This is a genomic window from Streptomyces sp. NPDC051051, from assembly GCF_040682975.1.
Classification (GTDB): Bacteria; Actinomycetota; Actinomycetes; order Streptomycetales; family Streptomycetaceae; genus Streptomyces.
Window position 1 is genome coordinate 17,843 of record NZ_JBFBCB010000068.1, and the last position, 12,930, is coordinate 30,772.

Here is a 12,930-nt window from a genome sequence, read left to right on the forward strand (position 1 = left end):
ACCCAGGACCGCGCGAGCGATCAGGATTGACGCAGAGCAGTATGACTGCCACCGGAATGGTCGAACGATTTTCCGGCAAAGAAACACGGCCTTGCCGCAATGTGGGGCACCGGTGTGCGGCCCCGGCCGTCAACCTCCGTCCTTCGGCCTTCCCGCGCGCATCCGTCGTCGACTCTCTGCTGTCAGAGTTGTGCCGTATGTGATCGGCCGATGCGAGGAGTACGCATGCACGCGCGCACAGTCGCCGCGGCGACCACCGCACTGGTGGGTTTCGTCGCCCTCCTGCTCCCTGTTCACGACGCCCGGGCGGGGATCGTCGGGCGGCCCGTGGTGATCGCCCACAGGGGCGCTTCCGCCCAGGCTCCCGAGAACACGCTGGCGGCCGTCGACGCGGCCGCCGACCTGGGCGTCCGCTGGGTGGAGAACGACGTCCAGCGCACCGAGGACGGCGAACTGGTGGTGATCCACGACGACAGCCTCGAGCGGACCACCGACGTCGAGGAGGTCTTTCCCGGGCGGGCCCCGTGGAAGGTGCGGGACTTCACCGCGGCCGAGGTCGCACGGCTCGACGCGGGCAGCTGGTTCGGCCCCGCGTACGCGGGCGCGCGCGTGCCGACGCTCCGGGAGTACGTCCGCCGTGTCGAGCGCCACGACCAGAAACTGCTGCTGGAGCTGAAGAACCCCGCGCTGTACCCGGGCATCGAACGGGACACCCTCAAGGTGCTCGCCGACGAGGGGTGGCTGGACCGGGGGCATCTCGACCGGCTGGTCGTGCAGAGCTTCGCCGCCGACAGTCTGCGGGCCGTCCACGACCTGGCGCCGTCGGTGACGACCGGTCTGCTGGGCAGGCCACCGGTGCGGGACCTGCCCGGCAGCGCGGCCTTCACCGACCTGGTCAATCCCTCGTACGTGTCTCTTTCCGCGGAGTACGTCTCCGCCGTGCACGCGGTCGAGGGACCGCACGGCAGGCCGTTGAGGATCTTCGTCTGGACCGTGGACGACGCGGCGACGGCCCGGACCGTGGCCGGGTACGGCGTCGACGGCATCATCAGCGACAAGCCGGATGTGGTGGCGCGGGCCCTGTACGAGCGCTGACCCCGCGACCGGTCCTGCGCCGTGCCCGCCGTCGGGCCGCGGCGTTGTCGGTGACGGGTCGTACGGTGGGCACATGGACAGCCACGGACAGTACGAGCAGCAGGTCGTGTGGACCGTCGTCGACACCGGCATCGGTCCGCTGCTGCTGGCCGCGACTCGCGCGGGCCTGGTCAATGTCGTGTTCCACGCCGATGAGCCGGTGCGCGAGAAGGCGCTCCGCCGCCTCGCGGACCGGCTGGGTGCGGAGCCGGTCGAGTCGCCCGGATCTCCGCTGCTGCACGAGGCGATACGTCAGGTCGACGCCTACTTCGCCGGGGAGCGGCGCGACTTCGAACTCCCCCTGGACTGGTCGCTGATCTCCGGCTTCAACCGGCAGGTCCTGCGCGAGCTGGCCTCCGGCGTCCCGTACGGCGCGGTCGTCGGCTACGGCGATCTGGCCAAGCGCGTGGGCCAGCCCGGCGCGGCGCAGGCGGTGGGGACGGCGATGGGTGCCAATCCGCTGCCGGTCATGGTGCCCTGCCACCGGGTGGTGGAGAGCGACGGCGGAATCGGCGGTTTCGGCGGCGGCCTGGAGGCCAAGCGCAGGCTGCTCGCCCTGGAGGGGTTTCTGCCCGAGCCGCTGTTCTGAGCGGCCGGACGGGCGTCGGGGCAGGCGCGGACCGGCTGGGACGGCTGGTCCGCGTCGGGGCCGGCGACGGCGCCCGAGCGGGGCGGCGCGGGTGCGTACCGGCGCCCGCGTCAGTCGTAGTGCCGGATCTCGACGACGTTGCCGTCCGGGTCGCGGAAGTAGAGGCTGCGCGTGGCCGCGCCCCGGGCTCCGAACGAGCCGTGCGAGACGTCCGAGACCGGGACGGCGTGCTCGGCCAGGCGGGTGCGGAGGGCGTCGAAGGCGGTGCGGGACAGGGCGAGGCAGATGTGGTTCACGGGGTGTCCGGCGCTGTCGGCCGCCCCGGGGAGCATCGTCATGCCCTTCACCATGGTCAGCGGCATCAGGTCGAGGAGGCTCCCGTCGTCGACCCGGACGGAGGGGAAGGGCTCCTCACCCGCGGCGAACGCGGCGAGCCGGACGGGTGTCAGGCCGACGACGTTCTCGTAGAAGTCGGCCGCGGCGAGCGGGTCGCGCACCCACAGGACGACGTGGTCGAGGCGGGGCGAGTCGTCGGTCATGCCTTCCAGACTGGTGTCGTCCCCCACAGGCCGCAAGGGTTTGGCCGGACGCGCCGCCCGCCAGAGATGAGGGAGGACCGACGGACAGGAGGCGGGCACGTGGTGCTGGTGGTGTCGGAAGAGGTGCGGGAGGCGGTCGACGCGCGTCGCCCCGTGGTGGCGCTGGAGTCCACGATCATCGCCCACGGGCTGCCCCGTCCGCGCAACCTTCAGGTGGCGCGGGAGCTGGAGGCGCTGGTGCGCGCGGAGGGCGCCGTACCGGCGACGATCGCCGTGCTGGACGGGCGGCCCCATGTCGGATTGGACAAGCAGCAGTTGGAGCGGGTCGCCAATGCGGACGGCATCCGCAAGCTGGGCCACCGCGACCTGCCGCTCGCGGTCGCCTCGGGGGCGAGCGGGGCGACCACGGTGTCGGCGACCGCGCTGCTCGCGGCGCTGGCCGGGGTGCGGGTGTTCGCGACGGGCGGACTCGGTGGGGTGCACCGGGAGTGGACGGTCACCCAGGACGAGTCGGCCGATCTGGGCCTGCTGGCGCGTACCCGGATCACGGTGGTGTGCGCGGGGGTGAAGTCGATCCTGGACGTGCCGGCGACGCTCCAGCGACTGGAGACGCTGGGGGTCGCCGTCGCCGGGTACGGCACCGACCGCTTTCCCGGCTTCTACCTGTCCGACTCGGGGCATCCGGTGGACTGGACGCTGGAGAGTCCCGGTCAGGTGGCGGACGTGATGCGGGCTCAGGTCGCGCTCGGTCTGCCGGAGTCGGCGCTGATCGTCGCGAATCCGGTGCCGGAGGAGGAGCAGCTGGATCCCGCGCTGCACGCGCGCGTGCTCGCGGAGGCGCTGGAGGTCTGTGCGGCGGAGGGGGTCACGGGCCAGGCCGTCACGCCGTTCCTGCTCGACCACCTGGTCCGCCACACCGACGGCGCCTCCCTGAGCGCCAACCTGGCCGCGGTGCGAGGCAACGTACGGCTGGCGGGGCGGATCGCCTCGGCGTGGGCCGGGGCGTGACCGGCGGTCCGGGACCGGGTTCCGGCGGGGCGGATCGCGGCTCCGACGGCCCGGGGCCGGACGCCTCTCCCGCGCGCGGCCGGCGCGGGGGCGGGGCGCTGCTGGTGGTCGGGGATGTCGTCACGGACGTCGTCGCGCGCCACCGGGGGCCGCTGGCCTCGGGAACGGACACGGCCGCGGTGGTCCGGACGCTGCCGGGGGGCGCGGGCGCCAACGTGGCGTGCTGGGCGGCGCACTGGGGTTGTGCGGACGTACGGCTGCTCGGCCGGGTGGGTGCGGAGGCGGCGGCCTGGCACGAACGCGAGCTGGTCGCGTGCGGGGTACGGCCCTTGCTCGTCGTCGATCCCGAGGCGCCGACGGGGACGGTGGTCTGCCTGGTCGACACCGGGGCCGCGGCCGAGCGGACGTTCCTCACCGACAGCGGCGCCTCCCTGCGGATCGAACCGGACGACTGGTCGGACGCGCTGCTCGACGGGGTCGGCCGACTGCATCTGTCGGGCTACCTGCTGTTCTCCGCGTCGGGACGGGCGCTGGTGCGGACGGCGCTGGCATCGGCACGCGCGCGCGGGGTGCCGGTGAGCCTGGACCCGGCGTCGGCGGGATTCCTGGCGGAACTGGGCGCCGACCGGTTCCTGGCCCTGGTGCGGGGCGTGGACGTGCTGCTGCCCAGCCGGGACGAGGCCTGTCTGCTGACCGGATCGGCCGACGGGGCGGACGCGGCCGCCGAACTCAGCCGACGCGTGCCGCTGGTGGTGGCCAAGCAGGGGGCGGACGGAGCCGTGGTGGCCCAGGGCGGCGCCGTCGTCGCCCGCGTTCGGGCTGTCCCGGCGACACCGCGCGACACGACGGGCGCGGGCGACGCCTTCACCGGCGCGTTCCTCGCCGCCCTGCTCGGGGGCGCGGAGCCCGCGAAGGCCGCGGTCGAGGGGTGCGGGGCGGGCGCGCTGGCGGTGGAGCGGGTGGGCGGCAGACCGGGACGGCCCACCGGGGCGGTGGAGTCGGCCGGCGCTCGGTGAGGGGTGGCCTGGGCGACGCCGTCGACGTCAGGCAGCGTCGGTCGCACGGCGGGTCCCGGTGGGCCGCTGTCGGGGGCGGTGGCCGAACCTGCCATCGGCGGCTGTCCCTTCCTCCCCGGGCCGAGATCATCGGGGCCGTCGCAAGGTCCATGCCACCTGAGGCGACGTCGGCGAGGTGGCGGTCGATGTCCTCGTCGGTCGTGAGGCCGGCGGTCACGAGGTCGGCGCGGATCTGGCGGACCGTGGCGGATTCCAGCGCGGCGCAGGCGGGCGAGGTGAGGGGGAAGAAGGCGGCGGCCTCTATGTCGTGCAGTCCTGCCTCGCGCGGCAGGCGCGGGAGCCTGCGGCCGTACGAGAGGTCGGCACCGCGGTCGGCCAGGAGCTTGCGGAAGCCGTGGCGCAGGCGGTTCGCCCACTGCTGTTCGGGGCCGTGCTCGTCCGGGCAGAGCCGGCTGGAGGGCGGGTCCGCGTCCTCCGGGAGGAGCCACCCACCCGGCCGCAGGGCCTCGGTCATCGAGCGCAGGGCTTGTCCCCGCTGCGGTACGTGGGTGAGGGCGAGCCGGGCGTGGACCAGGTCGAAGCCCTCTCCCGGCGGCTGCTCCGTTCCGACGTCGTGCACCCGTACCTCGACCGGCGGGCGGGGCCCCGCGCCCAGGCCCTCGAGGTGCCGGAACGTCGCCGGGGCGAAGAGGGTGGCGAGGGCGTCGAAGCGCTCTCCCGCCTCGGTCCGCCGGTTGTCGAGGAGGTGTCGGTGGTCGGCTCGCGTCATGCCGCGATCGTCCCGGTCGTCCCGGTCGACCGGAGCGGGCGACGCGACCGGGACACGGGAGCCGGGGCAGTCCCGACAAGGTGCGGAAGGGGGTGGGAAGCCGTCTCCGGGGCAGACCCACTTCAGGTTGTCCACAGGCGGGAACCAAGTGGAACGTCCCCTTTCCACAGGCTTGCCCGGGGTCTGCGCGGGCCTGGCAGACTGGCGCGCCACGGCGTGAGATCACGCGGGGGGATCCGAGAAGGAGGTCGGGATGACCATGGCGGGGAATCTGCGGAAGGTCACTGGCCTGGGCGGGGTGGGCGGTCTGCGCAGGGTGGCGCGCCTGGCCCGGCGGCGGGCTCGGGTCGATCTGAGCCATCCCGCGCGGTCGCCGCTGGGTTCCTCGGTGGTGAACTGCGTGACCTACCGCGAGGGCGCGCGCGTCCCGGCCGGCGGCGACCTGGTCGACACCGTGGAGCGGGTGCGCAAGAGCGGGAACGGATTCGTCTGGCTCGGCCTCCACGAGCCGACGAACGCGGAGTTCGCGGACATCGCCGACCTCTTCGACCTCCATCCGCTGGCGGTCGAGGACGCGGTCGAAGCACATCAGCGCCCGAAGGTGGAGCGGTACGGCGAGACGCTGTTCGCGGTGTTCAAGACGGTCTGTTATGTCGAGCACGAGCAGCTCACGGCGACGAGCGAGGTGGTCGACACCGGCGAGATCATGGTGTTCGTCGGCCAGGACTTCGTCGTCACCGTGCGTCACGGGCGACACGGCTCGCTGGGCCCGCTGCGTGAGGGGCTGGAGTCCGATCCCGACCAGCTCGCCAAGGGACCGTCAGCGGTGCTGCACGCGGTCGCGGACCAGGTGGTCGACGAGTACCTCAACGTCATCGACGCCGCACAGATGGACATCGACCAGGTCGAGACGGACGTCTTCGCGGAGAACGGGGCGCGGGCCGACCCCGGGCGCATCTACCAGCTCAAGCGGGAACTGCTGGAGCTGAAGCGGGCGGTGGTGCCGCTGAGCCGGCCGCTCCAGGATCTGGCGGCCCGGCCGATGCGGGTGGTCGACCCCGAGATACAGGCCTACTTCCGTGACGTCTCCGACCATCTGCTGCGCGCCACGGAGCAGATCGCGGCCTTCGACGAACTGCTCAACTCGATCCTCCAGGCGCACCTCGCCCAGGTCACCGTCGCGCAGAACGAGGACATGCGGAAGATCACCGCCTGGGCCGCGATCGTCGCCGTACCGACCATGATCTGCGGGGTCTACGGCATGAACTTCGACCGCATGCCGGAGCTGCACTGGAAGTACGGCTACGGCATGGCCGTCGGACTGATAACCGCCGCCTGCCTGGCGCTGTACCGCGGCTTCCGCCGCAACGGCTGGCTCTGAGGGAACGGCTCACGGCGGCCGGAGTCAGGAGGGGGCGGTACCCGTCCCGGCGTAGACGCTCTCGGCCCAGGACGCCATCTGATCGTCGGTGAGGTGCCGGGCGAGATCGGCCTCACTGATCATGCCCACCAGGCGCTTGTTCTCGATCACCGGCAGCCGCTTGATCTGGTGCCCCTGCATCTCCTGGAGCACCTCACTGACATCGGCGTCGGCATCGACCCAGCGCGGGGTCCCCTTGGCCATCTGGCCGGCGGTGACCTCGGCGGGGTCGTGCCCCATGGCCACACAGCCGACGACGATGTCACGGTCGGTGAGGATGCCGCAGAGTCGCTCGTTCTCGTCGCTGATGGGGAGGGCCCCGACGTTGAGGTCGCGCATCAGCTGGGCGGCGCGGTCGAGGGTCTCGTGGGCGGGGATCCACTGGGCGCCCCGGTGCATGATCTGTCCGGCGGTGGTCATGGTGTACCTCCCGGTGCGGGACGGCCGGCGCGACGCGGTGCGCGCCACTGTCCCGGTGCCCTGCACTCTCGTGTCCCGGCGTCCCATTCTCTCCGGGCCTTTCCCCGACCGCATGTCCGGCGGGAGACAGGGGGCGACGGGCAGAGGGTCAGCGGGCGTCCGCGGGTCGCCCGCTCCACGCCGGTCGTCGTGGGTCGTCCGCGCGGACCAGGACGTCCGCCGTGGCCGCCGGGTCGGTCTCCTGGTCGTAGCGCTCGAAGGCGGGCAGGGTCCACCGGTCGGCCTCGGCGGTACGGCGGCGCAGGGCGGGTGGGGAGAGGAGGACGTGGACGGTCAGGTCGAAGGGGAACCAGTGGCGCAGCAGGAGGGGGCCGTGCAGCAACAGAATTCCGCCCTGCGGGAGTTGGACGTAGGGACTGCGGGTGGCCCGGTCGGTGACCGGGTCCCACAGGTCGGGCAGGATCCGCCCGCTGCCGCCGGGTTCGAGGGGACCGAACACCTCACGCCACAGGGCACCGGTGTCGAACCAGCCGTCGTAGTAGGCCTCGACGTCGTGGTGGCCGTACTCCAGGCGGACGGAGGCCGGTCGCAGGAAGCCCTGGGTGCCGATGACGCGGGAGGGGCGTCCGCGTACCCGCAGCGCCTCGGCGACGCGTTCGGCGAGGTCTCCTGGTCGGGCCGCCGGGGCGCCGTCGAAGGCGATGCGCGGCCATGGGCTGCCGTCCTCCGGCTTCAGGTCGAGCAGGCGGTCGGCGAGGAGGTCGCCGAGACGTTCCCACGTGATCGCTTCGAGTCGCACACGGCCCATGATGCGACAGGTGGCGATCCGGGACGACCATGCCGCTGCACAGGCCGGCCACGCGGAGGAGGGGCATGGCGGAGGCGGTCCGGCCGTTCGAGGCGGCGGTGTCCTACCGCACCGGGTGTCCGTGTACACGCCGCACGGGACGGGCGGGGCGCGTTGCGACGCGGCGCGGTGATCGGGTGGGGGCAGGCTCGGGAGGGGGGAATGCAGCAGGTATGCGGGTCTCCCCAACTCCACTGCCCGGTACCGGACTTGTCGCGGTCCAGTCGTCGCGTCGGCGGCACTGTGCCGGATGCCGGCGAGGACCGCTGCGGCTGCTCGTCGTCGAGGACGGCGTGCCGCACTGCCTCGGCTGCGCGGACCTCGGGCATCTCGTCTTCCTGCCGCGCGGCGACACGGCGCTCACGCGCAGGGCGCGGGAGGAGAGCACCCTCTGCGTGGTCGTCGTGCGGTTCAACCGCCGCAGGGGTCGCTACGAGCGGCAGGGCGTCCTCGTCGAGGAGGCGGGGCTGGCGCGGGCGGAGGCGCGATGCCTGGCGGACGCCGAGGCGCGCAGGCGGCGCCGGGCGCGGAACGCCCGTCGGCGGGCGGCACAGGACGCGCGGTTCGCGGAGGCGTTCACGGAGGAGATCCTGCGGATGTTCCCCCGCTGCCCGCGGGACCGGGCCCGCACGATCGCCGCGCACGCGTCGGAGCGGGGCAGCGGGCGGGTGGGACGCAGTGCCGCCGGGCGGCTGTTGTCCGAGGGCGCGGTGGTGTCGGCGGTCGTGGCGTCCGTACGGCATCTGGACACCCCGTACGACGAATTGCTGATGAGTGGGGTGCCGCGACGGGAGGCGCGGCAGCGGATCACGGCGGGCGTGGCGGCGGTGCTGCGGGAGTGGGGGTGGAAGGAGGTCGGTGCCGCCAGTGGCTGAGGTGGGCGGCACCGGACACGTCGGCATTCGAACACACCGGCCTCCGAGCAGGCCGGCCTCCGAACAGGTCAGCAGCCGAGCAGGCCGGTCTCCGAGACCGGGCTGGTGGCGGGGGCCTTCTTCGGATTCTCGACCTTCCTGCGGAGAGGACCCACGTGCCGACGCCGCGCCCGCCCACGTGCCGACGCCGACCTGACGGCCGGGCCCGCTCGCGACAGGCCCTGACCCGACGGTCGGCCTGCTCCCGGCAGGCGCTGCCCTGCGCCCTGCGCGGGGCACGGAGCGGACGTATCGTGGCCGCAAGAGTGCCGCCCGATGACGCACGGCCCCGTCGCAAGCGCACGCAAGGAAGACGGCCATGGCCGATCCCAAGGGATTCCTAACCACACCCCGCCAGGACTGGCCGCGCCGGCCGGTCGGAGAGCGGGTCCGCGACTGGGACGAGGTCTACGTCCCCGGGGCACTGCTCCCCCTCATCAGCGCACAGGCCGATCGTTGCATGGACTGCGGCGTCCCGTTCTGCCACGACGCCTGCCCGCTCGGCAATCTGATCCCCGAGTGGAACGACCTGGTCTCCCGCGAGGACTGGCGGGCGGCGAGCGACCGGCTGCACGCGACGAACAACTTCCCCGAGTTCACCGGGCGGTTGTGCCCCGCTCCGTGCGAGGCGGGTTGCGTGCTCGCCATCAACCAGCCCGCCGTCACGATCAAGAACGTCGAGGCCGCCATCGCGGACCGGGCCTGGGCGGACGGGCTCACCCCGCCCCGGCCACCGGACCGGCTGTCCGGGCGGACGGTGGCGGTGATCGGCTCCGGGCCGACCGGGCTGGCCGCCGCCCAGCAGCTGACGCGGGCCGGGCACACGGTCGCCGTCTACGAGAAGGACGACCGGGTCGGTGGGCTGATGCGGTACGGCATCCCCGAGTTCAAGATGGAGAAGCGGCAGCTGGACCGCCGGATCGAGCAGATGCGGGCGGAGGGCACGAAGTTCCGTACGTCGACCACGGTCGGGCGGGATGTCATGGCCGACGATCTGCGGACGCGTTACGACGCCGTGGTGATCGCCACCGGAGCGACCGAGTGGCGGGAACTACACGTACCGGGGCGGGAGTTGACCGGAATCCAGCAGGCGATGGAGTATCTGCCGCTGGCCAACCGGGTGTGCGAGGGCGACCTGGAGCGGTCCCCGATGTCCGCCGCCGGCAAGCACGTCGTCATCGTCGGCGGCGGTGACACGGGCGCCGACTGCCTGGGCACGGCGATCCGGGAGGGTGCCGCATCCGTGACGCAGCTGGACATCTACGCCCAGCCGGGCGCGGAGCGCGACGAGGACACCGATCCCTGGCCGACGTACCCGAAGATCTACCGGCTGTCCGCCGCGCACGAGGAGGCACGCGACCTGGGCGTCGCGCCGGCGGCGGACGCGGACGCGCGCCTGTTCGCGGCGTCCACGCTCCGCTTCACCGGCGACGAGAACGGGCACGTCCGGGCGCTGCACCTCGTCGAGGTCGACGCGAAACGGCGGCCGGTGGAGGGCACCGCGCGGGCGCTCTCCGCCGACCTCGTCCTGCTGGCCCTCGGTTTCTCCGGTCCCGACCGGGACGACGGGCTCACCGAACAGCTGGGGCTGGCGCTGGAGCCGCGCGGCACGATCGCGCGGGACGCGGGTTTCGCGACGAACGTGCCCGGTGTGTTCGCCGCCGGGGACGCCGCCCGCGGGCAGTCGCTGATCGTATGGGCGATCGCGGAGGGCCGGGCGGTCGCCGCGGCCGTCGACCACCGTCTGACGGGAAGCTCACGGCTGCCGGCACCGATCGGGCCGTACGACCGGCCGATGAGCGTGCAGGAACCGGCGGCCGGTGAGGCGCGCAGTCGGTGACCGTGCGATGCCGGTGACCGTGCGGTGCCGGTGACCGTGCGGTGCCGCCGGTCTGGGGGCGGTCACTTCAGCGCTCGTCGGTGCCCGCCACCTTGGCGGTGGCCAGGGCGACCCGGTTCCAGGTGTTGATCGTGCAGATGAGTGCCAGCACCCGGGCGAGTTCCGTGTCGTCGAAACAGGCCGCGGCCTGTGCGTAGACGTCGTCCGGGACGCCTTTGTCGGCCACCAGCGTGACCGCTTCGGTCAGGGCCAGGGCGGCCTGCTCCTTCTCCGTGTAGAAGTGCCGGGCCTCGCGCCAGACGGCGACCAGGTGCAGCCGGTCCTCGCTCTCGCCGGCCTTGCGCGCGTCGTTCGTGTGCATGTACAGGCAGTACGCGCAGTGGTTGAGGTGGGAGGCGCGGATCTGGATCAGTTCGACGAGGGCGGGGTCGAGTCCCTCGCGGGCGGCGGCGTCGAAGCCGACGAGCGCGCGGAACGCCGTGCGGGCGGACTTCGCGAAGTCCAGACGGCTCGTGCCGATCGTGTCCGTCGCACTCGCCGCACTCGCCGCACTCGCCGCGTTCACCGTGCTCGCCGCGTTCGCCGCGTTCGTCGTGGAAGCTGCGTTCGCCGTGTCGGCCGGGCTCGTCGCGTTCGCCGTGTTCGTCGTCATGCAGATCAATCTATGAGCCGGAAAGACCCTCTGTAGGGTGCATTTCCATGGAGGAATCATGGGTCAATTCCGCTGAGCGGATCGGTGCCGACCTGCATCTGGAGCTGTCCGGTCCGGGCGGACGGCGGGCCGCGCTGATCCGGGCGCTGCGCGAGGCCGTGCGCGGCGGACGGCTCGCTCCGGGCACCCGGCTGCCGCCCTACCGTTCCCTCGCCGCCGATCTCGGGGTCGCACGCAACACGGTGGCCGACGCCTACGCCGAACTGGTGGCGGAGGGCTGGCTGACGGCGCGGCAGGGGTCCGGTACGCGGGTCGCCGACCGCACGGAGCCCTTGCGACACGCCGTGCGAAGGCCCGTTGAGGCACCTCCACGCGCGCGTGGTCCGCGGCACGACCTGCGCCAGGGCACCCCGGACGCGTCGGCGTTCCCGCGTGCGGCCTGGCTGGCGTCCTACCGGCGGGCGCTCCAGCAGGCACCCAACGAGGTGTTCGGACCCGGTGACCCCGCCGGGCGCCGCGAGTTGCGCGAGGCGCTCACGGAGTACCTGGCACGCGCGCGCGGCGTGCGCACCGAACCCGACCGCATCGTGATCTGCTCCGGCTTCGCGCACGCGCTGCGGCTGCTGTTCGGCCAGGGCGGGGGCGGGGCACTGCGCGGCCCGCTGGCGGTGGAGGCGTACGGGCTGCGGTTCCACCGGGAGTTGCTGGCCTCGGCGGGCGTGCGGACGGTGCCGCTCCCGCTCGACGAGGACGGGGCGCGCGTCGACCTGCTGGGGCGCGAGCGGGGTGTGCTGCTCACGCCCGCCCACCAGTTCCCGACCGGCGGCCCGCTGCACGCGAGTCGCCGGGCCGCCGTGATCGACTGGGCACGCGCGCGGGGCGGCGTGGTGCTGGAGGACGACTACGACGGCGAGTTCCGCTACGACCGCAAGCCCGTCGGCGCGCTCCAGGGCATGGACCCCGAGCACGTGATCCACCTCGGCTCGGTCAGCAAGAGCCTGTCACCGGCCCTGCGGCTGGGCTGGATGGTGCTGCCGGAACGGTACGTCGGCGACGTGCTCGCGGCCAAGGGCGACCGGGAGGCCTGGGCGAGCGTGCCGGACCAGCTGGGCCTGGCCGACCTCATCGTCTCCGGGGCCTACGACCGCCATGTGCGGCGTATGCGACAGCGGTACCGGGGCCGCCGGGACCGTCTGGTGGCGGCGCTCGCCGAGCACGCGCCGCGGGTCGGCGTCACCGGGGTCGCGGCCGGACTGCACGCGGTGCTGCGGCTGCCGCCGGGCACCGAGCGGACCACGGTCGAGGCGGCCGTCCGGCGGGGCGTCGCGCTGGACGGCCTGGCCGGCTTCCGGCACCCGCAGACGGACATGGCGGCGCACGACGGACTGGTCGTGGGATACGCCACGCCCTCCGAGCACGCCTACGCGGCGGCGCTGGACGCACTGCTCGGCGTACTGCCCTGAGCCTCCGCTCCCCGGGCCGCCCTCTCGTGCCCCGCCTCCGGGGAGGTGCCGGACGCCGCGTCCCGCGCCCGGACGCCGCCTCCTTCCCGGAACCGAGGGACGGGATCCCGCCGCCGGAGGCTCGGCGCCGGCGGACGGCGCGACGGACTTCGTCCCGAGCGAACTGGCCCCGGACGCCGACCGTCGCCCCACGGAATCCCGTCCTGACGCCCCGGCGCCCCGGGCGCCTAGGGCGTGTTTCGAAAGTCCCGTCTGCCCGGCGACGCCTGGCACGCACGCTCGCCGCGTTGTCGGGATCGCCCCGATACAACCAGTATCG

Annotated in this window: 12 protein-coding genes and 1 pseudogene; 8 read left to right on the top strand and 5 right to left on the bottom strand. The window is 73.4% G+C overall.

Going from position 1 to position 12,930, the window contains the following annotated elements; genetic code table 11:
* Nucleotides 1–225 precede the first annotated feature (225 nt).
* Complete coding sequence (locus AB0N31_RS32980; protein ID WP_366062174.1) at nt 226–1,095, top strand: glycerophosphodiester phosphodiesterase family protein; 870 nt, start codon at nt 226–228, stop codon at nt 1,093–1,095.
* 73 nt (nt 1,096–1,168) lie between these two features.
* Entirely contained in the window at nt 1,169–1,723 is a 555-nt protein-coding gene (locus AB0N31_RS32985) for a methylated-DNA--[protein]-cysteine S-methyltransferase (protein ID WP_366062175.1), read from the top strand.
* Nucleotides 1,724–1,833: 110 nt separating this feature from the next.
* Here the strand turns inward: AB0N31_RS32985 and AB0N31_RS32990 are convergent, their stop codons facing one another.
* Complete coding sequence (locus AB0N31_RS32990) at nt 1,834–2,262, bottom strand: VOC family protein (protein ID WP_366062176.1); 429 nt, start codon at nt 2,260–2,262, stop codon at nt 1,834–1,836.
* 102 nt (nt 2,263–2,364) lie between these two features.
* Between AB0N31_RS32990 and AB0N31_RS32995 the strand changes: the two genes are divergently transcribed.
* Together AB0N31_RS32995 and AB0N31_RS33000 are read left to right on the top strand one after the other, a co-directional pair.
* Nucleotides 2,365–3,270, top strand: coding sequence for a pseudouridine-5'-phosphate glycosidase (locus AB0N31_RS32995; RefSeq protein WP_366062184.1), 906 nt, complete (start codon nt 2,365–2,367; stop codon nt 3,268–3,270).
* 98 nt (nt 3,271–3,368) lie between these two features.
* A complete protein-coding gene (locus tag AB0N31_RS33000; protein ID WP_366062185.1) occupies nt 3,369–4,286 on the top strand; it encodes a sugar kinase in 918 nt (305 codons plus the stop codon).
* Between the two features lie 118 nt (nt 4,287–4,404).
* On the opposite strand, the pseudogene AB0N31_RS33005 reads toward AB0N31_RS33000, so the two are convergent.
* Nucleotides 4,405–5,055 (bottom strand): annotated as a pseudogene (locus AB0N31_RS33005) (methyltransferase); the annotation flags it as partial.
* A 253-nt stretch (nt 5,056–5,308) separates the two neighbouring features.
* On the opposite strand from AB0N31_RS33005, the gene AB0N31_RS33010 reads away from it, so the two are divergent.
* Nucleotides 5,309–6,436 (top strand): magnesium and cobalt transport protein CorA, encoded by a 1,128-nt coding sequence (locus AB0N31_RS33010; protein WP_366062177.1) that lies wholly within the window; start codon nt 5,309–5,311, stop codon nt 6,434–6,436.
* Nucleotides 6,437–6,460: 24 nt separating this feature from the next.
* Here AB0N31_RS33010 and AB0N31_RS33015 read toward each other — a convergent pair whose 3' ends face one another.
* Both AB0N31_RS33015 and AB0N31_RS33020 read right to left on the bottom strand, forming a co-directional pair.
* A complete protein-coding gene (locus AB0N31_RS33015; protein WP_366062178.1) occupies nt 6,461–6,895 on the bottom strand; it encodes a CBS domain-containing protein in 435 nt (144 codons plus the stop codon).
* A gap of 148 nt (nt 6,896–7,043) precedes the next feature.
* On the bottom strand, nt 7,044–7,703 hold the full coding sequence (locus tag AB0N31_RS33020) for a uridine kinase (RefSeq protein WP_366062179.1): 660 nt from the start codon (nt 7,701–7,703) through the stop codon (nt 7,044–7,046).
* A 212-nt stretch (nt 7,704–7,915) separates the two neighbouring features.
* Here AB0N31_RS33020 and AB0N31_RS33025 point away from each other — a divergent pair, with 212 nt between their 5' ends.
* Both AB0N31_RS33025 and AB0N31_RS33030 read left to right on the top strand, forming a co-directional pair.
* Entirely contained in the window at nt 7,916–8,617 is a 702-nt protein-coding gene (locus AB0N31_RS33025) for a DUF2293 domain-containing protein (RefSeq protein WP_366062180.1), read from the top strand.
* Between the two features lie 358 nt (nt 8,618–8,975).
* The gene (locus AB0N31_RS33030) at nt 8,976–10,496 is read left to right on the top strand and encodes a glutamate synthase subunit beta (RefSeq protein WP_366062181.1); all 1,521 of its coding nucleotides are present in this window, start codon (nt 8,976–8,978) and stop codon (nt 10,494–10,496) included.
* Between the two features lie 67 nt (nt 10,497–10,563).
* Here the strand turns inward: AB0N31_RS33030 and AB0N31_RS33035 are convergent, their stop codons facing one another.
* Nucleotides 10,564–11,148 (bottom strand): carboxymuconolactone decarboxylase family protein, encoded by a 585-nt coding sequence (locus AB0N31_RS33035; RefSeq protein WP_366062182.1) that lies wholly within the window; start codon nt 11,146–11,148, stop codon nt 10,564–10,566.
* A 47-nt stretch (nt 11,149–11,195) separates the two neighbouring features.
* Between AB0N31_RS33035 and AB0N31_RS33040 the strand changes: the two genes are divergently transcribed.
* A complete protein-coding gene (locus tag AB0N31_RS33040; protein ID WP_366062183.1) occupies nt 11,196–12,611 on the top strand; it encodes a PLP-dependent aminotransferase family protein in 1,416 nt (471 codons plus the stop codon).
* The last annotated feature ends 319 nt before the right edge of the window (nt 12,612–12,930 follow it).